The 19,584-nt window shown below is 68.1% G+C and carries 18 protein-coding genes; 12 read left to right on the top strand and 6 right to left on the bottom strand.

Annotated features, from left to right (window positions below; genetic code table 11):
* Nucleotides 1–18 precede the first annotated feature (18 nt).
* The gene (locus tag ACYAF3_RS21905; RefSeq protein WP_003101696.1) at nucleotides 19–912 is read right to left on the bottom strand and encodes a LysR family transcriptional regulator; all 894 of its coding nucleotides are present in this window, start codon (nucleotides 910–912) and stop codon (nucleotides 19–21) included.
* Between the two features lie 45 nt (nucleotides 913–957).
* On the opposite strand from ACYAF3_RS21905, the gene ACYAF3_RS21900 reads away from it, so the two are divergent.
* Nucleotides 958–1,599: a DUF924 family protein gene (locus tag ACYAF3_RS21900; RefSeq protein ID WP_017149154.1), complete on the top strand. Its 642-nt coding sequence runs from the start codon at nucleotides 958–960 to the stop codon at nucleotides 1,597–1,599.
* Between the two features lie 23 nt (nucleotides 1,600–1,622).
* Here ACYAF3_RS21900 and ACYAF3_RS21895 read toward each other — a convergent pair whose 3' ends face one another.
* Nucleotides 1,623–2,513: a LysR family transcriptional regulator gene (locus tag ACYAF3_RS21895; RefSeq protein WP_003090978.1), complete on the bottom strand. Its 891-nt coding sequence runs from the start codon at nucleotides 2,511–2,513 to the stop codon at nucleotides 1,623–1,625.
* 91 nt (nucleotides 2,514–2,604) lie between these two features.
* Here ACYAF3_RS21895 and ACYAF3_RS21890 point away from each other — a divergent pair, with 91 nt between their 5' ends.
* Nucleotides 2,605–3,075 carry a multidrug/biocide efflux PACE transporter gene (locus tag ACYAF3_RS21890; RefSeq protein ID WP_003110276.1) on the top strand — a complete coding sequence of 157 codons (471 nt, stop codon included), beginning with the start codon at nucleotides 2,605–2,607 and terminating at the stop codon, nucleotides 3,073–3,075.
* An 8-nt stretch (nucleotides 3,076–3,083) separates the two neighbouring features.
* Here the strand turns inward: ACYAF3_RS21890 and ACYAF3_RS21885 are convergent, their stop codons facing one another.
* Together ACYAF3_RS21885 and ACYAF3_RS21880 are read right to left on the bottom strand one after the other, a co-directional pair.
* Complete coding sequence (locus ACYAF3_RS21885) at nucleotides 3,084–3,995, bottom strand: response regulator (protein WP_003090981.1); 912 nt, start codon at nucleotides 3,993–3,995, stop codon at nucleotides 3,084–3,086.
* A 1-nt stretch (nucleotide 3,996) separates the two neighbouring features.
* Entirely contained in the window at nucleotides 3,997–5,298 is a 1,302-nt protein-coding gene (locus tag ACYAF3_RS21880; RefSeq protein ID WP_003160587.1) for a sensor histidine kinase, read from the bottom strand.
* A gap of 236 nt (nucleotides 5,299–5,534) precedes the next feature.
* Here ACYAF3_RS21880 and ACYAF3_RS21875 point away from each other — a divergent pair, with 236 nt between their 5' ends.
* The gene (locus tag ACYAF3_RS21875; RefSeq protein WP_003090984.1) at nucleotides 5,535–5,702 is read left to right on the top strand and encodes a DUF2897 family protein; all 168 of its coding nucleotides are present in this window, start codon (nucleotides 5,535–5,537) and stop codon (nucleotides 5,700–5,702) included.
* Between the two features lie 232 nt (nucleotides 5,703–5,934).
* Complete coding sequence (locus ACYAF3_RS21870) at nucleotides 5,935–6,699, top strand: CPBP family intramembrane glutamic endopeptidase (protein WP_003090986.1); 765 nt, start codon at nucleotides 5,935–5,937, stop codon at nucleotides 6,697–6,699.
* Here the strand turns inward: ACYAF3_RS21870 and atuR are convergent, their stop codons facing one another.
* Nucleotides 6,700–7,323, bottom strand: a complete 624-nt coding sequence (gene atuR, locus ACYAF3_RS21865) for an atu genes transcriptional repressor AtuR (RefSeq protein ID WP_003117641.1) — start codon at nucleotides 7,321–7,323, stop codon at nucleotides 6,700–6,702.
* Between the two features lie 253 nt (nucleotides 7,324–7,576).
* On the opposite strand from atuR, the gene ACYAF3_RS21860 reads away from it, so the two are divergent.
* The 8 genes from ACYAF3_RS21860 to ACYAF3_RS21825 all read left to right on the top strand — a co-directional run bounded on the left by ACYAF3_RS21860 (nucleotide 7,577) and on the right by ACYAF3_RS21825 (nucleotide 18,932).
* Nucleotides 7,577–9,379, top strand: coding sequence for an acyclic terpene utilization AtuA family protein (locus tag ACYAF3_RS21860; protein WP_003130781.1), 1,803 nt, complete (start codon nucleotides 7,577–7,579; stop codon nucleotides 9,377–9,379).
* Between the two features lie 69 nt (nucleotides 9,380–9,448).
* Entirely contained in the window at nucleotides 9,449–10,327 is an 879-nt protein-coding gene (locus ACYAF3_RS21855; protein WP_003090991.1) for an SDR family oxidoreductase, read from the top strand.
* A 1-nt stretch (nucleotide 10,328) separates the two neighbouring features.
* Nucleotides 10,329–11,945 (top strand): geranyl-CoA carboxylase subunit beta, encoded by a 1,617-nt coding sequence (gene atuC, locus ACYAF3_RS21850; RefSeq protein WP_003114738.1) that lies wholly within the window; start codon nucleotides 10,329–10,331, stop codon nucleotides 11,943–11,945.
* A 116-nt stretch (nucleotides 11,946–12,061) separates the two neighbouring features.
* The gene (gene atuD / locus ACYAF3_RS21845; RefSeq protein WP_003101733.1) at nucleotides 12,062–13,222 is read left to right on the top strand and encodes a citronellyl-CoA dehydrogenase; all 1,161 of its coding nucleotides are present in this window, start codon (nucleotides 12,062–12,064) and stop codon (nucleotides 13,220–13,222) included.
* Nucleotides 13,223–13,242: 20 nt separating this feature from the next.
* The gene (atuE, locus tag ACYAF3_RS21840) at nucleotides 13,243–14,037 is read left to right on the top strand and encodes an isohexenylglutaconyl-CoA hydratase (RefSeq protein ID WP_003119850.1); all 795 of its coding nucleotides are present in this window, start codon (nucleotides 13,243–13,245) and stop codon (nucleotides 14,035–14,037) included.
* A gap of 45 nt (nucleotides 14,038–14,082) precedes the next feature.
* The gene (gene atuF / locus ACYAF3_RS21835) at nucleotides 14,083–16,068 is read left to right on the top strand and encodes a geranyl-CoA carboxylase subunit apha (protein WP_003160590.1); all 1,986 of its coding nucleotides are present in this window, start codon (nucleotides 14,083–14,085) and stop codon (nucleotides 16,066–16,068) included.
* Between the two features lie 51 nt (nucleotides 16,069–16,119).
* Complete coding sequence (locus tag ACYAF3_RS21830; RefSeq protein WP_003101741.1) at nucleotides 16,120–16,944, top strand: SDR family oxidoreductase; 825 nt, start codon at nucleotides 16,120–16,122, stop codon at nucleotides 16,942–16,944.
* 161 nt (nucleotides 16,945–17,105) lie between these two features.
* A complete protein-coding gene (locus ACYAF3_RS21825; protein WP_003117644.1) occupies nucleotides 17,106–18,932 on the top strand; it encodes a long-chain-acyl-CoA synthetase in 1,827 nt (608 codons plus the stop codon).
* Nucleotides 18,933–18,945: 13 nt separating this feature from the next.
* Here the strand turns inward: ACYAF3_RS21825 and ACYAF3_RS21820 are convergent, their stop codons facing one another.
* Nucleotides 18,946–19,368 carry a hypothetical protein gene (locus ACYAF3_RS21820; protein ID WP_003091000.1) on the bottom strand — a complete coding sequence of 141 codons (423 nt, stop codon included), beginning with the start codon at nucleotides 19,366–19,368 and terminating at the stop codon, nucleotides 18,946–18,948.
* Nucleotides 19,369–19,584: the final 216 nt, after the last annotated feature.

Genomic DNA, 19,584 nt, shown 5'->3' with positions numbered 1-19,584 from the left:
GGAGATGAACGTCGTGGACTAGAGGCGGGCGCGGAGCAGTTGCTCCAGCCAGTCGACGAATGCCCTGACCCGCCGCGACAGATGCCGCCGGTGCGGATACAGGGCGTACGCCGGCATCGCTTCGGCCCGCCACTGCGGCAGCACCTCGCGCAGCTCGCCGCGTTGGAGGTGCTCGCGCACGTCGTAGGCAGGGATCTGGATCAGGCCCAATCCGGACAGGCAGCAGGCGATGTAGCTTTCCGCGTTGTTCACCGTGACCCGGCTGCGCAACGCGCGGGTCAGGGTGCGCCCATCCTCGCGGTACTCCCAGGGCAACACCCGGCCGCTGCTGGGCGAAGCATAGTTGACCGCCCAGTGCCGGTCGAGGTCGGCTGGCGTCCGTGGCTCGCCATGCTCTTCCAGGTAGGCGGGACTGGCGCAATTGATCAGTTGCATCTCGCCGAGGCGTCGCGCCACCAGGCTGCTGTTGCCCAACTGGCCGACCCGCAGGACGCAGTCGACGCCCTCCTGCACCAGGTCCACCGAACGGTCGCTGGAGCCCAGTTCCAGTTCGATGTCCGGATGCTGGCGGAAGAATTCCGGCAGCGCCGGGGCGATCAGCAGTCGCGCCACCCGGCTCGGCACGTCGACCTTGAGCCGGCCGCTGGCGCGGCTGCCGTCGTGGAACAGGCTCTCCAGCTCCTCCATGTCTTCCAGCAGGTGGCGGCAACGCTCCAGCACCACGCTGCCGTCGTGGGTCAGCTGGACCTGCCGGGTGGTGCGATGCAACAGCCGGCTGCCGAGTTGCGCTTCGAGCTGCTGGACCGCCGCCGAGACCGTCGCCCGCGGCATGTCCAGCAGATCCGCGGCCTTGGTGAAGCTGCCGGTTTCGGCAACGCGCAGGAACACGCGCATGCTGTCCAGACGATCCATGGGCAGGCCCCTTCTCTCTATTCGGGATGGCTGGACAGTCTATCCATGCCACCCACGTTTATCCAAAGAACCCGGACCAATAGCCTGGAGTCCCTACTCTACTTCCTGGATCCGCAGATGCCCCATGCAGCGCTTTTGCCTCCTCCCAGCGCGTCCCCGCTGCCGGAAGTGGTCGGTTTCTGGCGCGATGCCGGCCCTACCCTCTGGTTCGCCAGGAACGCCGATTTCGACCGGCGCTTCCGCGAGCGCTTCGCCCACCTCTACGAGCTTGCCTGCGCCAACGCGCTGCGCCCGGCTGCCGGTGAAGCCGAGGACCATCTCGGCCTGCTGTTGCTGCTCGACCAGTACCCGCGCAACGCCTTCCGTGGAACCCCGCGCATGTACGCCAGCGACGCCCAAGCGCGGCGCTGGGCGGAGCGGGCTCTGGGACAAGGCCTCGACCGCCAGGTCGGGGACGCGCTGCGGCTGTTCTTCTACCTGCCGTTCGCCCATGCCGAGAACCTTGCCGACCAGGATCGCTCGGTAGCGCTGAACCACGGACTCGGCCAGCCCTTCCTCGCCCACGCTCGTGAACATCGCGAGATCATCCGCCGCTTCGGGCGCTTTCCCCATCGCAATCCGATCCTCGGTCGCCCGTCCAGCGCCGAGGAACTCGCCTTCCTCGCCGCCGGCGGCTTCGCCGGCTGAACCGGGGCTCTGCCGGCCCCTCCCTAGATAGGCAGGTCGCGATCCAGCAAGCGGTCCAGCAACCAGTTGGCCGCCGGTCCCAACGGCCGCTGCCGCGACCAGACCACATCCACCGCCTGGCTGCGCGGCCAGCCGGACACCGGCAACTCCTTCAGCCGTCCGTTGGCGTAGCCGCTGACCAGCCAGCGCGGCAGCTCGGCCCAACCGAAGCCGTGGGTGGCCATTTCCAGCAGCAACAGGTAGTTGGGCGCCGACCAGCAGCGCCCGCCGCTGGACGGCAGGCCGTCGTTGATCGCCGCGCCGGTCTCGCTATAGGTGTTCAGGCGCAGCAGACGCCATTCGGAAAGGTCACGCTCGCTGACCCGCTCCAGGCCCGCCAGCGGATGGTCGACGGCGGCGAACAGACCGAACTCGGCACGCTCGGCGACCGCCGCCACGCCCAGCTCCGGCGGGTAGTGCGGCTGCGCGGCGAGCAGGCCGAGGGTGGCGCGGCCGCGGCTGACCTGGGCGATCACGTCCTGGTCCTCGGCGATCAGGCATTCGAACTCCAGCTCAGGGTAACGCTCGTCCAGTTCGGCCAGGCGCGCCTCGTAGCGCGCCGAATGGTAGGTGTCGGATAGCGCCAGGGTCACCCGTGGCTCCGAGCCGCCGGCGAGCAGCGCGGCGACCCGGCGCAGGCGGTCGGATGCGCCGAGGACCTCCTCGACCCGTCCCAGCAGGGTGCGTCCGGCCTCGGTCAGTTGCGGCTGGCGGCCACTGCGATCGAAGAGTTCCAGGCCGAGGTCGATCTCCAGCCGGGCAATGGCCTCGCTGACGGTCGACTGGCTCTTGCCCAGCTTGCGCGCGGCGGCGCTGAAGGAGCCGAGGGAAACGGCCTGGACGAAGGCCTCGAGGGATTCGGGCGACAAATGCATATCGGTTTTTCCGATGGTATCCAACTTAACCCTATCCCAAAGACCGATGACAATACAGCCCGACTTCAACGACGAACCGGGAGCGTTCGCCATGACCCACACCCACACCGCCCTCGACAAGACTCTCAAGGAGCGGATCTTCCACGCCCTGGCCTTCGAGGGCCTGGCCGTCCTCCTCACCGCGCCGGTGCTGTCGCTGGTGATGAACAAGCCCCTGGCGCACATGGGTGCGCTGACGCTGATGTTCTCCACCGTGGCGATGCTCTGGAACATGCTTTTCAACAGCCTCTTCGACCGCGCCCAGCGGCGCATGGGCTTCCAGCGCACCCTGCAGGTCCGGGTGCTGCATGCGATGCTCTTCGAGCTGGGGCTGATCGTGGTGCTGGTACCGCTGGCCGCCTGGTGGCTGTCGATCGGACTGGTCGAGGCGTTCCTCCTCGACATGGGCCTGATCCTGTTCTTCCTGCCCTACACCATGGCCTTCAACTGGAGCTACGACGTACTCCGCGCACGCCTGGTGGAAAGCCGCCAGACCAAGGCCGCCGGTTGCGACGCCGGCTAGGCCGGCGTTCAGGCCGTCAGCCGCTCGCGCAGGCGGCCGAGCATGCCGAGCAGGCTGCCGACCCGTTCCTTCTCGCGCTCGTCGCGCGGCACCTCGGCCAGCCGGTCGACCTCCGGCAGGCTTCGCCCGCGCCACAGCAAGGCCTGCTCGGCGGCCGCCTTCAGGCCTTTCTCGAACAATCCCCTGCGGATCGGCTTGGGCAGGTAGCGGAATATCTGCGCCTGGTTGATCAGCTCGAGCAGGGCCTGGGTGTCGCGGAACGGCGTAACCACCAGGCTGAGCAGGCGCGGATGGGCCTGGGCCAGGGATTTCAGCAGCGGCGCGGTATGCTCCCCGGCCAGCTTCAGGTCGCTGACCAGCACCTCCACCGGTTCGGTGTTCAGCCACACCAGCGCCTCGGCCAGGTTGCGCGCGCGCAGCAGGCGATGCCCGCCGGCATGGCAGAAGGCCCCGACGCAGTCCAGGGTTTCCGGGTCGTCGTCGAGCAGCAGCACGCTCAGCGGCGCCGCCAGCGTGGCCGCGGGCGGCGCCGGCAGGCCCTGGCGGCTGGCGATCTCCGCCGCCTGGCGCAGGGTGAAGGCCATTTCCTGGGGATTCCAGGGCTTGGTCAGGTAGCGGAAGATGCCACCGTCGTTGAGCGCGTCGACGGCGGCATCGAGGTCGGAATAGCCGGTGAGGAGAATCCGCAGGGTCTCCGGATAGCGCTCGCGAGCCTGCGCCAGCAGTTCGGCGCCGCTCATCTGCGGCATGCGCTGGTCGCTGACCAGCACCTGTATCCGTTCCGTCTTCAGGCGCTCCAGGGCGCGCCGCGGGTCGCTCTCGGTGAGCACCTCGTAATGGCGGCGGAACTGCATGGCCAGGCTGCGCAGGATGCGCTCCTCGTCATCGACGAAGAGAATGCGGACGGGAGATGGGCTCATGTCAGGCGCTCCGTTTCAGTTCGCGGGCCTGCTCTCGCGGCAGGCTGATGAGGAAGCGGGTTCCGCGGCCCGGTTCGGAGGCCACGCGGATGGTCCCGCCATGTTGCTGGATGATCTTGTAGCTGATCGACAGGCCGAGCCCGGTGCCCTGCCCCACCGGCTTGGTGGTGAAGAACGGGTCGAAGATCCGGCCGAGGACCTCGGCGGGCATGCCCTTGCCGTTGTCCTGCACGGAGAGGAACACCTGGCGCTCGTCGGCCCAGCTCTTCAGCAGGATGCGGCCGAAACGCTCCATGGCCTGCGCGGCGTTGGTCAGCAGGTTCAGCAGCACCTGGTTGATCTGCGACGGCGCGCAGGCGATAAGCGGCAGCTCGCCGAGCTGGCTGCTGATCTCGGCCTTGTCCTTGATGGCGGTGCGGGCGATCAGCACGGCGTTGCGCACGCAGTCGTTAAGGTCGACCTCCTCGCTGAAGGCGCGGTCCAGGCGGGCGAAGTCCTTGAGCCCGGAAACCAGCTCGCCGATCTGGCCGAGGCCGTAGCGGGTATCGACGAACAATTGCCGCAGGTCCTCGCGCAACTGTTCGACGGCGGCTTCGCGGCGCACCGCGTCGGCCGCCTGCAGCGCCTGCGCCAGGCGCGCTTCGTCGCACTGCGGGTCGCCCAGGCAGTCGACCAGCGCCGCCTGGGCATCGGCCAGGCGCAACAAGGGATCGCTCAGCTCCTCCAGCAGCGCCAGGTTGTTGCCGACGTAGCCGAGCGGCGTGTTCAGCTCGTGTGCGACCCCGGCCACCATCTGCCCGAGCGAAGCCATCTTTTCCGACTGCACCAGTTGCGCCTGGGACTCCTTGAGGTCCACCAGCGCTTTGCGCAGCACCCGGTTGCGCTGGGCGATGCGCGCCTCCATGGCCTTCAGCAGGTCGAGTACGGTGCCCAGGCCACGGTAGCGGCCCTCTTCGTCGACCAGGGCGAAGTCCTCGGTGATCGGATACTGCAGGCGACCGGTGACCTGCTGCGCCGCCTCCTCCAGGCTGGCGCCGAGGGAGACGCTGAGGGGCGCCCGGTTCATGACGTCGCGCACCGGATGGCGGCCCCAGAGGTCGCGGCCGAAACGCTGCATGAAGATGTCCTGGAGGGTGTAGCGGCTGACCAGGCCGAGGACCCGGCGCTCGTCGTCGACCACCGGCAGCGAGAGGAAGGCACGGTGCTCCGGCATCAGCAGGCGGTCGGCGACGTCGCTGATGCTCATCGCCGGAGTCAGGGGTTCCACCGGGCGCAACAGACGGGACAACGCGCTCGGAGACATCGGCAACCTCTCGCTGGCAGGCCCGGACGGGGCAATGAAGGGATACCCGCCAGTTAAGCAATGTCAGATTGCCAACATGTGACAGGCATCACGCCGGCCAGGCTCAGCGCTTTCTCCGCCCGCAACTTCCGAGCGCCGCCGGGAGTCTCAACCACAGGGCCTCGCGCCGGAGCGTTGTCTGACAGAAAGGCAAACCCGGCGTATGGTGAACATTCATATCGATGAGGGAGAACAACATGCCCTGGTACGCCTGGTTGATCATCGTCCTCGCCCTGGGCTCCATCGTCGGCGGACTCCTGCTGCTGCGCGACTCGGCGAAGAAGCTGCCGTTGAGCGAGGAACAGCTCAAACGCATCCATGAACGCAACGCCGAGCTGGACGCGCAGGAGGCGAAGGACCGCTGAACCTATTGGCCTGCCGGCGGGTCACTAGGTCTCGTAGGAAAACCCCGGCGGGCGAAAAACCGGCGAGGCGAAGGCTCGCGGGGCGGAGTCATGCGGGCCGCGCGTGGTTTTTCCTGCGCAACCTGGGGTTCGTTCCCCGTGTGTTTCCCTCTGGCAGAAGGTTCGTTCCTTGCGCTTTTCCCATCCGCGGGTCGAAATGCCTTTAGAATCCCTCCTTTAAACGGGAGGCTGCATGCTCGGGCGTCTGATACCGCTTCTACCCATTCTGTTCCTGCTCGGGGGCTTCTTCACCGGGCACATCGCGCTGCTGACGGCGGTCATCGTCCTGCTCTACATCATCTGGGTGACCTACGCCGAGCGCTGGCTGCCGACCCTGCTCTGGTGGCCGGTGAGCCTCGCCGCCAGCGCCCTGATCGCCATCCACTACCTGCCCGGCTTCATTCCCCTGCGCCTGTTCCCCTGGGACCTTGCCAGCGCCAGCCCGCCGATCCAGATGATCTGGCTGCCCTGGGACAAGGCCCTGGTCGCCCTTACCCTGCTCGCCTGGTGGCTACGCCGGCCGAAGCAGCCGCTGGTGTCGCTGGATATCACCGCGCTGGCCTTCTGCCTGACCTTCTTCGTGGTGCCGCTGCTGTCGATCATGACCAATGCCGCGAGCTGGCAGCCGAAGTGGCCGGATGCCTTCTGGTGGTGGCTGGTACTGAACGTCGGGGTGGTCTCGCTGGCCGAGGAGGCTTTCTTCCGCGGCCTGCTGCAAAGCCAGTTGATCCGCTGGTTCGGCGCCTGGCCGGGAATCATCGTCGCGACCCTCGCCTACGCCGCGCTGCACCTGCTGGTGAACCCGGTGTATGCGCTACTGGCCGGGATCGCCGGGCTGGGCTACGGCATGGTCCTGCACTTCAGCGGGCGGCTGTCGCTGGCGGTGCTGCTGCACGCCTCGATCAACACCCTGCACTTCCTCCTGCTGAGCTACCCGTTCCGCCTGATCTCCGAGTGATCAGGCGTCCTTGATCACCAGCGCCAGGGCCTCCTCGGCGAGCTGGTCGAGACTCATCGGTCCTTCCGGACGGAACCAGGTGGTGGTCCAGGACAGCGCGCCGGTGAGGAAGCGCCGCAGGATGAACGGATCGCCCTGGCAGTAGCCGGCCAGCCGCGCCTCCCCCAGCACGTCCAGCCACATCTGCTCGTAGATGTCGCGCAGGCCGAGGATGTACGCCTGGCCTTCGGCGGACAGCGAGCGCCACTCGTAGACCAGCACCGCCATCGCCTCGCCGGTACCGCCCATGATCGATTGCAGCTCGCAGCGGATCAGTCCCAGCACCCGCTCGCGCAGGTCCTCGGCGTCGGCCAGGGCGGCGCGCATCAGCGCGGTGTTGTAGAGGATGGTCTCTTCCATCACCGAGCGCAGGATCTCGTCCTTGCTCTTGAAGTGATGGAAGATGCTGCCCGACTGGATGCCCACCGCGCTGGCCAGGTCGCGCACCGTGGTGCGTTCGTAGCCTTTGCTGCGGAACAGGTGGGCGGCGGTCTGCAGCAGCTTGCCGCGGGCGCTTTCCGGATCGGTGAGCTGTCCGGTAGCCACCAGCTCCAGCATCACTTCCCGGGCTTTCTGATCGTCCAACGCTGAGTACCCCTTTTCCGGATCGTCGGCGGCTCGGTGCCGCTCATCCGCGCGCCCGGCCGCTCCGTATTTGCCGACCGGCCTCGGGATTGCCCCGCAAGTGCTTGTCGGCATTCATGAAATGTATGCCTGCGAAGACGACCGAGCAAGCGCTTGGGTAACAGCCGCGAAGGGATTTGTTTCCGCCCTCTTCTCAACCAAGCGCTTGCTTGGTAATGTCGCCCCACACTTCCGCCGTCACGGGTCAAGAACAATGCAAAAGACCGTACGCATCGGCTGCGCCTCGGCCTTCTGGGGCGACACCTGCACCGCGGCCGCGCAGCTGGTGCGCGGCGCGCCGCTGGACTACCTGGTGTTCGACTACCTGGCCGAGATCACCATGTCGATCATGGCCGGCGCCCGCCTGAAACAGCCGGACGCCGGCTACGCCACCGACTTCGTCGAGGTCCTCGCACCACTGCTGGGCGAGATCGCCGAGAAGAAGATCCGCGTCATCAGCAACGCTGGCGGGATCAATCCGCAGGCCTGTGCCGCCGCCCTCGCCGCGGCCTGCGAGAAGGCCGGGGTGCAGCTGAAGATCGCCGTGCTCCATGGCGACAACCTGCAAGCGCGCCAGGCCGAACTGGCCAAGGCCGGCATCCGCGAGATGTTCAGCGACGCGCCTTTCCCGCCGATGTGCGTCTCGCTCAACGCCTACCTCGGCGCGCCGGGCATCGTCGAGGCCCTGCGCCTGGGCGCGGATATCGTGATCACCGGCCGGGTGGTCGACAGCGCGGTGGTCAGCGCCGCCCTGGTGCACGAGTTCGGCTGGGCCTGGGACGACTACGACCGACTGGCCCAGGCCGCCCTCGCCGGGCACATCGTCGAATGCGGCGCGCAATGCACCGGCGGCAATTTCACCGACTGGGAGCAGGTGCCGGACTATGAGCACATCGGTTTCCCCATCGTCGAGGTCGAGGCCGACGGGCGCTTCGTGGTGACCAAGGCGCCCGGCACCGGTGGCCTGGTCAGCGAACTGAGCGTCGGCGAACAGATGCTCTACGAGATCGGCGACCCACGCGCCTACCTGCTGCCCGACGTGGTCTGCGACTTCACCGAGGTGCGCCTGCGCCAGGTCGGACCCGACCGGGTCGCGGTGGAAGGCGCGCGCGGCCTGCCGCCCACCGACCGGTACAAGGTCAGCGCCACCTATCCGGACGGTTTCCGCTGCACCGCCAGTTGCCTGATCGCCGGCATCGATGCGCTGAAGAAGGCCGAGCGGGTCAGCCAGGCGATCATCGCCAGGACCGAGGAAATCTTCGCCGAGCGCGGCTGGGAGCCCTACCGCGAGGTCAATGTCGAACTGCTCGGCAGCGAAGCCACCTATGGTCCCCATGGGCGACGGCAGGACAGCCGCGAAGTGGTGGTCAAGCTGGCCGTCCGGCATCCGCGCAAGGAAGCCCTGGTGCTGTTCTCCCGCGAGATCGCCCAGGCCGCCACCGGGATGGCGCCCGGCCTGACCGGCATCGTCGGCGGCCGGCCGACGGTGTATCCGGTGATCCGCCTGTTCTCTTTCCTGATCGACAAGGCGCAATGCGCGTTGAGCGTAGAGATCGACGGCCAGCGCCATCCGCTGGAACTGCCGGTCCTCGAAGCCTTCGACCCGGCACGATTGGCCGAGGCGCGCCAGCCGCCACGCCCGGAGCAGCCCGCCAGCGCCAGCGTGCCGCTGGTGAAGCTAGCGGTGGCGCGCTCCGGCGACAAAGGCAACCACAGCAACATCGGGGTCATGGCGCGGCGCCCGGAGTACCTGCCGTGGATCGCCGAGGCGCTGGAGGAAGGCGCCGTGGTGGACTGGATGCAGCATGTGCTCGACCCGCAGACCGGCCGGGTCGGCCGCTGGTACCTGCCGGGCAGCCACAGCCTGAACTTCCTGCTGGAGAACGCCCTCGGCGGCGGCGGCGTCGCCAGCCTGCGCATCGACCCGCAGGGCAAGGCCTTTGCCCAGCAGTTGCTGGAGTTCCCGGTGGCGGTGCCGCAGGCGCTCGCCGACGCGCTGGAAACGCAAGGCAGATAACCACAACCAGGAACGGCGAATGCGGCGTTCCGCTGCCCCTCTACGGGATTCATCGGAGTCACCAGAACAATGAGCTACGACTCGATCTTCCGACCTGGCCTGTTCGACGGCCAGACCATCATCGTCACCGGCGGCGGCAGCGGCATCGGCCGCTGCACCGCCCACGAGCTGGCGGCCCTCGGCGCCCACGTGGTGCTGGTCGGACGCAAGGCGGAAAAGCTGGAGAAGACCGCCGGCGAGATCGTCGAGGACGGCGGCAGCGTCAGCTGGCACGCCTGCGACATCCGCGAGGAGGAAGCGGTGAAGACGCTGGTGGCGAATATCCTGGCCGAACGCGGGACCATCCATCACCTCGTCAACAACGCCGGCGGCCAGTATCCCTCGCCCCTCGCCTCGATCAGCCAGAAGGGCTTCGAGACCGTGCTCCGCACCAACCTGGTCGGCGGCTTCCTGGTCGCCCGCGAAGTGTTCAACCAGTCGATGAGCAAGACCGGCGGCAGCATCGTCAACATGCTCGCCGACATGTGGGGCGGCATGCCCGGCATGGGTCACTCCGGCGCCGCACGCTCCGGCATGGAGAATTTCACCAGGACCGCCGCCGTCGAGTGGGGCCATGCCGGCGTGCGGGTCAACGCGGTGGCGCCGGGCTGGATCGCGTCCAGCGGCATGGATACCTACGAAGGCGCGTTCAAGGCGGTGATCCCGACCCTGCGCGAGCACGTGCCGCTCAAGCGCATCGGCAGCGAGTCGGAAGTCGCCGCCGCCATCGTCTTCCTGCTCTCCCCCGGCGCCGCCTTCGTCAGCGGCAACACGATCCGCATCGACGGCGCCGCCAGCCAGGGCAGCCGCGCCTTCCCGCTATTCAAGGGCAAGCCGGGACAGAGCCGCGCGTACAACGGCTTCCACCGCGCCTACCTGCCCGACGTACTGAAGGACCAGGAGGACTGACATGCCCGCGATCCAGTCGGAACTCGACGTCAACGGCGAGGACTTCGCCCGCAACCGCGAGGCCATGCTCGCCGCCGTGGCCGGCTTCCGCGAGTTGGAGCAGAAGGTCCTGGACAAGGCCGCCGAGGCCAGGCCGAAGTTCGAGAAACGCGGCCAGCTGCTGCCGCGCGAACGCCTGGCGCTGCTGCTCGACCCGGGCGCGCCGTTCCTCGAACTGTCCTCGCTGGCCGGCTACAAGCTGCACGACGACAAGGACGGCACCCAGGCCGGCGGCGGGATCATCGCCGGGATCGGTTACATCGCCGGGGTGCGCTGCCTGGTCAGTGCCAGCAACAGCGCGATCAAGGGCGGCACCATCTCCCCGACCGGGCTGAAGAAGACCCTGCGCCTGCAGCAGATCGCCATGGAGAACAAGCTGCCGGTGGTGACCCTCACCGAAAGCGGTGGCGCCAACCTCAACTACGCGGCGGAGATCTTCGTCGAAGGTGCGCGCGGCTTCGCCAACCAGGCGCGGATCTCCGCCATGGGCATTCCCCAGGTCACCGTGGTGCATGGTTCCAGCACCGCCGGCGGTGCCTACCAGCCGGGGCTGTCGGACTACGTGGTGGTGGTGCGCGGCAAGGCCAAGATGTTCCTCGCCGGGCCGCCGTTGCTCAAGGCCGCCACCGGCGAGATCGCCAGCGACGAGGAGCTCGGCGGAGCCGAACTGCACGCGCAGGTCGCCGGCACCGCGGAATACCTGGCGGAAAACGACGCCGACGGCGTGCGCCTGGCCCGCGAGATCGTCGGCATGTTGCCGTGGAACGCACAACTGCCGGCGCGCCCGGCGCGTTCCTGGCGTGAACCGCTGTACCCGGTGGAGGAGCTGCTCGGGGTGGTTCCGGCCGACCCGAAGAAGCCCTACGACGTCCGCGAGATCGTCGCGCGCATCGCCGACGGCTCCGAGTTCCTCGACTTCAAGAACGAGTTCGACGGCCAGACCGTCTGCGGCCACCTGCGCATCGAGGGCCACGCCTGCGGCCTGATCGGCAACAACGGACCGATCACCCCGCAGGGCGCGGCCAAGGCGGCGCAGTTCATCCAGCTCTGCGAACAGAGCAACACGCCGCTGCTGTTCCTGCACAACACCACCGGCTTCATGGTCGGCACCGAGTCGGAGCGCCAGGGCGTGATCAAGCACGGCTCGAAGATGATCCAGGCGGTGGCCAACGCCCGCGTGCCCAAGCTGACCCTGGTGGTCGGCGGCTCCTACGGCGCCGGCAACTACGCGATGTGCGGACGCGGCCTCGACCCGCGCTTCATCTTCGCCTGGCCGAACAGTCGCACCGCGGTGATGGGCGGTGCCCAGGCCGGCAAGGTGCTGCGCATCGTCACCGAGGAGAAACACGCCAAGGAAGGCAAGGAAGCCGATCCGAAGATGCTCGAGATGCTGGAAACCGTCACCGCGCAGAAGCTCGACAGCCAGTCCACCGCGCTCTACGGCACCGCCAGCCTGTGGGACGACGGCCTGGTCGACCCGCGCGACAGCCGCAGGCTGCTCGGCTACCTGCTGGATATCTGCGCGGAAGCCGAGGCGCGGCCGCTGAAGGGCAACAGCTTCGGGGTCGCGAGGTTCTGACTGAAACAGGCGAGCCGGCGACAGCCCCTCTCCCCGCTCTCCCTGAAGGAAGAGGGTTGGGAGAGAGCAAGCGGATCCTGCCGGAAAACAATGATGCCCAGGAGGAAAGACAACCCATGATCTTCACCCAGGAACACGAGGAACTCCGCCGCACCGTTCGCAGCTTCGTCGAGCGGGAAATCAACCCCAACGTCGACCAGTGGGAAAAGGACGGCCGCTTCCCGATCCACGAGATCTTCCGCAAGGCCGGCGAACTCGGCCTGCTGGGCATCTCCAAGCCGGAGAAGTTCGGCGGCATGGGCCTGGACTACAGCTACTCGATCGTCGCCGCCGAGGAATTCGGCAGCATCACCTGCGGCGGCATCCCGATGGCCATCGGCGTGCAGACCGACATGTGCACCCCGGCCCTGGCCCGCTTCGGTTCCGACGAGTTGCGCGAGGAGTTCCTCCGCCCGGCCATCGCCGGCGAGATGGTCGGCTGCATCGGCGTCTCCGAGGTCGGCGCCGGCTCCGACGTCGCCGGCCTGAAGACCACCGCGCGCAAGGACGGCGACGACTATGTGATCAACGGCAGCAAGATGTGGATCACCAACTCGCCGTCGGCCGACTTCATGTGCCTGCTCGCCAATACCTCCGACGACAAGCCGCACGTCAACAAGTCGCTGATCGTGGTCCCGATGAAGACCCCGGGCATTACCCTCAGTCCGCACCTGGACAAGCTCGGCATGCGCAGTTCGGAGACCGCCCAGGTGTTCTTCGATAACGTCCGCGTACCGCAGCGCAACCGCATCGGCGCGGAGGGCGCCGGCTTCATGATGCAGATGCTGCAGTTCCAGGAAGAACGGCTGTTCGGCGCGGCCAACATGATCAAGGGCCTGGAGCACTGCATCGACGTCACCATCGAGTATTGCAAGGAGCGCAGGACCTTCGGCCAGCCGCTGATCGACAACCAGGTCATCCACTTCCGCATGGCCGAGATGATGACCGAGGTCGAGGCGCTGCGCGCCCTGGTCTACCAGGCCACCGAGCTGTACGTGAAAGGCAGGGACGTGACGCGCCTGGCTTCCATGGCCAAGCTGAAGGCCGGCCGCCTCGGCCGCGAGGTCAGCGACGCCTGCCTGCAGTACTGGGGCGGCATGGGCTTCATGTGGGACAACCCGGTCTCCCGCGCCTACCGCGACACCCGCCTGGTATCCATCGGCGGCGGTGCCGACGAGATCATGCTCGGCATCATCTGCAAGTTGATGGGCATCCTGCCGGGCAAGAAGAAAGGCTGACGTTCCAGGAGGAAACCGGCATGAGCCTGCCGCATTGCGAGACCCTGCTGCTGGAACCCGTCGAGGGCGTCCTGCGGATCACCCTGAACCGCCCGCAAAGCCGCAACGCCATGAGCCTGGCGATGGTCGGCGAACTGCGCGCGGTGCTCGCCGCCGTGCGCGACGACCGTAGCGTGCGGGCGCTGGTGCTGCGCGGCGCCGGCGGGCACTTCTGCGCCGGCGGCGACATCAAGGACATGGCCGGTGCCCGCGCCGCCGGGGCGGAAGCCTACCGCACGCTGAACCGCGCCTTCGGCAGCCTGCTGGAGGAAGCCCAGGCCGCCCCGCAACTGCTGGTGGCGCTGGTGGAAGGCGCGGTGCTCGGCGGCGGTTTCGGCCTGGCCTGCGTGTCGGACGTAGCGATCGCCGCCGCCGATGCGCAGTTCGGCCTGCCGGAAACCAGCCTCGGCATTCTCCCGGCGCAGATCGCGCCTTTCGTGGTCCGCCGCATCGGCCTGACCCAGGCCCGCCGCCTGGCCCTCACCGCCGCCCGCTTCGACGGCCGCGAGGCGCTGCGTCTGGGCCTGGTGCATTTCTGCGAGGCCGACGCCGATGCCCTCGAACAGCGCCTGGAGGAAACCCTAGAGCAACTGCGCCGCTGCGCGCCGAACGCCAACGCCGCCACCAAGGCCCTGCTGCTGGCCAGCGAAAGCGGCGAACTCGGCGCCCTGCTGGACGATGCGGCGCGACAGTTCGCCGAAGCGGTGGGCGGCGCCGAAGGCAGCGAAGGCACCCTGGCCTTCGTACAGAAACGCAAGCCGGTCTGGGCCCAGTGAGCCACGACCGCGAAACAGGGCAACAGCCTCCAGGAGCCGAACGACATGCCCAGCTTCAACAAGATCCTCGTCGCCAACCGCGGTGAAATCGCCTGCCGGGTGCTGCGCACCGCCCATGAACTGGGCTACCGCAGCGTCGCCGTGTACAGCGAGGCGGACGCCGACGCCCGCCATGTGCAACTGGCCGACGAGGCCGTGTGCATCGGCCCGGCAGCGGTGGCGCAGTCCTACCTGAACCTCGAGGCGATCCTCGACGCCGCCCGTCGCAGCGGCGCCGAGGCGATCCACCCCGGCTACGGCTTCCTCTCCGAGAACGCCGAGTTCGCCCGTGCCTGCGAAGCCGCCGGGATCGTCTTCATCGGCCCGGATGCGGAAGCCATCCACCTGATGGGCAGCAAGCGCCTGTCGAAGATCGCCATGCTCGCCGCCGGGGTGCCGTGCATCCCCGGCTACGAAGGCGCCGAACAGGACGACGCGACCCTGCGGCGCGAGGCCGAACGCATCGGCTACCCACTGATGATCAAGGCCAGCGCCGGCGGCGGCGGCCGCGGCATGCGCCTGGTGGAGGAACCCGACCAACTGCTGGAGCAGTTGCGCACCGCACGCTCGGAAGCGCTGGGCGCCTTCGGCAGCGCCGAACTGATCCTGGAGAAGGCCGTGCTGCGCCCGCGCCATGTGGAGATCCAGGTGTTCGGCGACCGCCACGGCAACCTGCTCTACCTCGGCGAACGCGACTGCTCGGTGCAGCGCCGCCACCAGAAGGTCATCGAGGAAGCTCCCTGCCCGGTGCTCGATGCCGACCTGCGTCGCGCCATGGGCGAGGCGGCGGTGAAGGCCGCGGCTTCGGTCAACTACGTGGGCGCCGGCACCGTCGAGTTTCTTCTCGGCGAAGATGGCCGCTTCTACTTCCTGGAGATGAATACCCGCCTGCAGGTCGAACACCCGGTCACCGAACTGGTCACCGGCCAGGACCTGGTGGCCTGGCAGATCCGCGTCGCCGAGGGCCATCCGCTGCCGCTGCGGCAGGAACAGGTGGAACTGCGCGGGCATGCCATCGAGGTCCGCCTCTACGCCGAGGACGCCGGTCGCGGCTTCCTGCCGCAGACCGGCACGGTGCTGCGCTGGGACCCGGAACTGCTGCCCGGCGTACGCATCGACCATGGCCTGGTCGAGGGGCAGGCGGTGACGCCCTTCTACGACCCGATGCTGGCCAAGCTGATCGCCTACGGGGCGACCCGCGACGAAGCCCGGCGCAAGCTGATCCGCGCGCTGGAGCGCTGCGTGCTGCTGGGGGTCGACGGCAACCAGCGGTTCCTCGCCAACCTCCTGGCGCATCCGGACTTCGCCGCCGGCGAGGCGACCACCGCCTTCATCGGCGAACGCTTCGCCGAAGACCCCAGCCTGCAACCGCGCCAGCCGGGCGCCGAGGAACTGGCCCTGGCCGCCGCCCTGCTCTACCAGGCCGGCGCCGAGGCCAGTGCGCACCAGCCCGGCCTGGCCGGCTGGCGCAGCGCCGCCGGGGCACCGTGGAAGATCGTCCTGAAGCACGCCGAACAGCGCCTGGAGATCGGCCTGGACGTCCTCGAAAGCGGTCGCCGGCCGCGACTGCTGGCGCGCCTGGAGCGACGCGAGATCGCCGTGCGCCTGCTCGACTGCGACGGACGCTGGGCCAGCGCCGAACTCGACGGCATTCGCCGCCGCCACGCCTACCACCTGGACGGCGGGCGCCTCTGGCTATACGGCCACGGCGGCAACCTCGAACTGCTCGACGTCACCCACGCCGGCGCCAGCGCCCAGGTCGGCGCCAGTTCCGGCACGCTCAAGGCGCCGATGGACGGCGCCATCGTCGAGGTGCTGGTCGGCGAGGGCGAACGGGTCGGCAAGGGCCAACTGCTGCTGGTGCTGGAGGCAATGAAGATGGAACACCCGCTGAAGGCCGGAGTCGACGGCGTGGTCCGCCGCGTCCAGGTCGGCCGTGGCGAGCAGGTGCGCAACCGGCAGGTGCTGGTCGAGGTGGAAGCCGACGCCTGAGACACCCCGCCGCTCATCCGCAACGACAACGACAAGAAAACGGAGACGCCCATGTCACTGCACGGCAAGACCCTGTTCATCACCGGCGCCAGCCGCGGCATCGGCCGGGAGATAGCCCTGCGCGCCGCGCGCGATGGCGCCAACCTGGTGATCGCGGCGAAGAGCGCCGAGCCGCATCCGAAGCTGGAAGGCACCATCTTCAGCGTCGCCGCCGAGGTCGAGGCCGCCGGCGGCCAGGCCCTGCCGCTGCAACTCGACGTGCGCGACGAGCAGGCCGTGGCGGCGGCCATGGCCCGCGCCGCCGAACGCTTCGGCGGGATCGACGCGCTGGTCAACAACGCCGGGGCGATCCGCCTGGTCGGGGTGGAGAAGCTGGAGCCCAAGCGCTTCGACCTGATGTACCAGATCAACACCCGCGCGGTGCTGGTCTGCAGCCAGGCCGCCCTGCCCTACCTGCGCAGGAGCGCCAACGGCCACATCCTCAGCCTGTCGCCGCCGATCAACCTGGCCGGCAGGTGGTTCGCCCAGCACGGCCCCTACACGGTCACCAAGTACGGCATGAGCATGCTTACCCTGGGGATGCACGAGGAGTTCGGGAAATACGCCATCAGCGTCAACGCGCTGTGGCCGAAGACCATGATCGCCACCGCCGCCATCGAGTTCGAGCTGGGCAGCCGTGACGCCTTCCGCCGCGCGCGCACCCCGGCGATCATGGCCGACGCCGCGCACGCCATTCTCACCAGCGAGGGGCGCAGCCTCAGCGGGCGCCTGCTGGTCGACGAGGAATTGCTGCGCGAGCGCGGCCAGAGCGATTTCGAGCAGTACCGCTACGACCCGGAGGGTGGCGCGCTGGTGCCCGACCTGTTCCTCGACTGAGGTCTCCGACGAAAGGCGCGCGGCGCTCTGCGGCGGGCTTCCGGGCTATTTGCCGAAGTGCCCCGGGGCGACCGCGCAACGGTCATAGCCGAGGCGGCGGCTGCGGTCTAGAGTCGCGGGAGCGTCCTACGCCCCGCACAACAACGACAAGCGCGAGAGCCATGACCCACGCCGACCTGATCACTTTCAACCGTTTCGTTGCCCGCCTGCCTGCCACCTTCGGCCGCGTGCCGCGCATGCTGCGCGGCCTGTACTACACCGCGATCCGTAACCGCGAGAAGAGCCTGTCCCTGGGCTGGGCGCTGGAGCGCGCGGCACGCCTGTACCCGGACAACCCGGCGGTGCTCGACGGCCAGCGGCGGATCAGCTACGCCCTGTTCAACGGCTGGGCCAATCGCCTGGCGCGCGCCTTCAAGGCCGAGGGCGTAGGCCACGGCAGCGTGGTCGCGGTGATGCTGGAAAACCGCGTCGAGCTGCTGGCGATCCTCGCCGCCCTGGCCAAGCTCGGCGCCATCGGCGCACTGGTCAACACCACCCAGCGCGGCAAGGTCCTGGTGCACAGCCTGAACCTGGTGAAGCCCGGCCACTTCGTGGTCGGCGAAGAGTTGCGCGAGGTGTTCGAGGAAGTCCGCCAGGAGGTGCTCGGCAACGCCGGCCATTGCTACTGGGTCGACGACGGCGACACCCTCGGCGATCCCGGCTCGCCGCCGATGGGCTGGCGCAACCTGATGCGCCTGGCCCAGGGACAGACCTCGGAGAACCTCGAGGACACCGGCAGGGTGCGGCTCAAGGACTCCTGCTTCTACATCTACACCTCCGGCACCACCGGCCTGCCGAAAGCCTCGATCATGAGCCACGGCAAGTGGATCAAGGCCTACGGCGGCTTCGGCCATTCCGGCCTGGGCCTGGGCCGCGACGACGTGCTCTACCTGACCCTGCCCTGCTACCACAACAACGCCGTGACCGTCTGCTGGAGCGCGGCGCTCGCCGGCGGCGCGGCCATGGCCCTGCGCCGCAAGTTCTCCGCCAGCGGTTTCTGGAAGGACGTGCAACACTACCGGGCGACCTGCTTCGGCTACATCGGCGAGCTCTGCCGCTACCTGCTGAACCAGCCACCGTGCGCCGAGGAACGCGGCAATAGCCTGACCTGCATGATCGGCAACGGCCTGCGCCCGTCGATCTGGGCCGAGTTCAAGCAACGCTTCGAGATCCAGCGGATCACCGAGTTCTACGCTTCCAGCGAAGGCAACATCGGCTTCACCAATGTATTCAATTTCGACAATACGGTGGGCTTCTCCCCAGCCACCTACGCCATCGTCCGTTACGACCTGGAGAACGACCACCCGGTGCGCGACGCCAAGGGCTTCATGGAGAAGGTCGGCAAGGGCGAGGTCGGCCTGCTGATCAGCGAGATCAGTGCGAAGTGGCCGTTCGACGGCTACACCGATCCGGCCAAGAGCGAAGCGGTGATCCTCCGCGACGTGTTCAAGAAGGGCGACGCCTGGTTCAACACCGGCGACCTGATGCGCGACATCGGTTTCAAGCACACCCAGTTCGTCGACCGTCTCGGCGACACCTTCCGCTGGAAGGGCGAGAACGTTTCCACCACCGAGGTGGAAAACGCCCTCGGCGCCTTCGACGGGGTCGAGGATGCGGTGGTCTACGGCGTGGAGATTCCCGGCACCAACGGCCGCTGCGGGATGGCCGCGCTGCGCCTGGCCGATGGCGTCGAACTGGACCGCGACGCTCTCGCCGCGCACCTCGACCGCGAGTTGCCGGCCTATGCCACACCGGTGTTCCTGCGCCTGCTGCGCGAAGTCGAGACCACCGGCACCTTCAAGTACAAGAAGACCGACCTCAAGCGCGACGCCTACGATCCCGCGCGGGTCAGCGACAAACTCTTCGTCAGGTTGCCCGGCAGCGCCGGCTACCAGCCGCTGGACGCGGAGCTGTACCAGGCGTTGCAGGAGCAGCGCTACCGCTTCTGAGCACCGTGGCGGCCTACTGGCGGAACTCGAACTGCAACTCGGCCCCTTCCAGGGGCCGCGACACGCCCAGTTCGCGGTCGCGATAGAGCAACTGGCCGTTGAGGCGGAAGTCGCTGTCGTCCTTTTCCTCGAACATCGGCGGCAACAGCGGCTTGGGCTTATGGGTCTCTTCCGTGCCGGGCGGCGCCATCTTCTGCACCAGTTCCTTCGGCAGGCGCAGGTCCAGCTTGGCGCTCGGCAGCGGCTTGCGTACCTCGGGGTCGAGACGAGCGGTGGAAGCGCGCTTCGCCGGCGCCGGCTTGTCCTTGGCGACCGGCCTGCTGGCCGGCTTCGGCGGCGCAGCCGCAGGCTTCGGCTTGGCCGGCGGCTTGGGTTCGGCAACCTGCTCCGCGGCTGGCGCGACCTTCTTCGAAGCTGTTTTCGGCGCGGCAGGCACGGCAGGCGCTGGCTCCGCTCGTGCAGGCTTCACTGGCTTGGCAGGGGCGCGCTGCTCCTGCGGCGGTGCTTCCGGGGCTTTCTTTTCCGGTGCCTTGGAGCCGTCATCGCAGGCCGCCAGGAAGCAACCGAAAAGAACAACGACGCAAATTCGGCAAAGACGTTTCATAGTCACGCAGGTATGGCCAATTGCGGCAATGCTGACGGCAGACTGCAA

Source organism: Pseudomonas sp. TZ252 (genome assembly GCF_056110345.1).
Note: the sequence above shows the minus strand (reverse complement) of the source record. Positions and strands in the feature narration are given on the sequence as shown.

Bases quoted from the DNA above. Each gene is read 5' to 3' on its own strand.
- ACYAF3_RS21870 (WP_003090986.1), top strand. From the start codon at position 5,935: ATGCTCGGGCGTCTGATACCGCTTCTACCCATTCTGTTCCTGCTCGGG.
- ACYAF3_RS21905 (WP_003101696.1), bottom strand. From the start codon at position 912: ATGGATCGTCTGGACAGCATGCGCGTGTTCCTGCGCGTTGCCGAAACC.
- ACYAF3_RS21880 (WP_003160587.1), bottom strand. From the start codon at position 5,298: ATGTCTCCGAGCGCGTTGTCCCGTCTGTTGCGCCCGGTGGAACCCCTG.
- atuD (WP_003101733.1), top strand. From the start codon at position 12,062: ATGATCTTCACCCAGGAACACGAGGAACTCCGCCGCACCGTTCGCAGC.
- ACYAF3_RS21875 (WP_003090984.1), top strand. From the start codon at position 5,535: ATGCCCTGGTACGCCTGGTTGATCATCGTCCTCGCCCTGGGCTCCATC.
- ACYAF3_RS21825 (WP_003117644.1), top strand. From the start codon at position 17,106: ATGACCCACGCCGACCTGATCACTTTCAACCGTTTCGTTGCCCGCCTG.
- atuE (WP_003119850.1), top strand. From the start codon at position 13,243: ATGAGCCTGCCGCATTGCGAGACCCTGCTGCTGGAACCCGTCGAGGGC.
- ACYAF3_RS21895 (WP_003090978.1), bottom strand. From the start codon at position 2,513: ATGCATTTGTCGCCCGAATCCCTCGAGGCCTTCGTCCAGGCCGTTTCC.
- atuC (WP_003114738.1), top strand. From the start codon at position 10,329: ATGCCCGCGATCCAGTCGGAACTCGACGTCAACGGCGAGGACTTCGCC.
- ACYAF3_RS21855 (WP_003090991.1), top strand. From the start codon at position 9,449: ATGAGCTACGACTCGATCTTCCGACCTGGCCTGTTCGACGGCCAGACC.
- ACYAF3_RS21890 (WP_003110276.1), top strand. From the start codon at position 2,605: ATGACCCACACCCACACCGCCCTCGACAAGACTCTCAAGGAGCGGATC.
- ACYAF3_RS21830 (WP_003101741.1), top strand. From the start codon at position 16,120: ATGTCACTGCACGGCAAGACCCTGTTCATCACCGGCGCCAGCCGCGGC.
- ACYAF3_RS21860 (WP_003130781.1), top strand. From the start codon at position 7,577: ATGCAAAAGACCGTACGCATCGGCTGCGCCTCGGCCTTCTGGGGCGAC.
- atuF (WP_003160590.1), top strand. From the start codon at position 14,083: ATGCCCAGCTTCAACAAGATCCTCGTCGCCAACCGCGGTGAAATCGCC.
- ACYAF3_RS21900 (WP_017149154.1), top strand. From the start codon at position 958: ATGCCACCCACGTTTATCCAAAGAACCCGGACCAATAGCCTGGAGTCC.
- ACYAF3_RS21885 (WP_003090981.1), bottom strand. From the start codon at position 3,995: ATGAGCCCATCTCCCGTCCGCATTCTCTTCGTCGATGACGAGGAGCGC.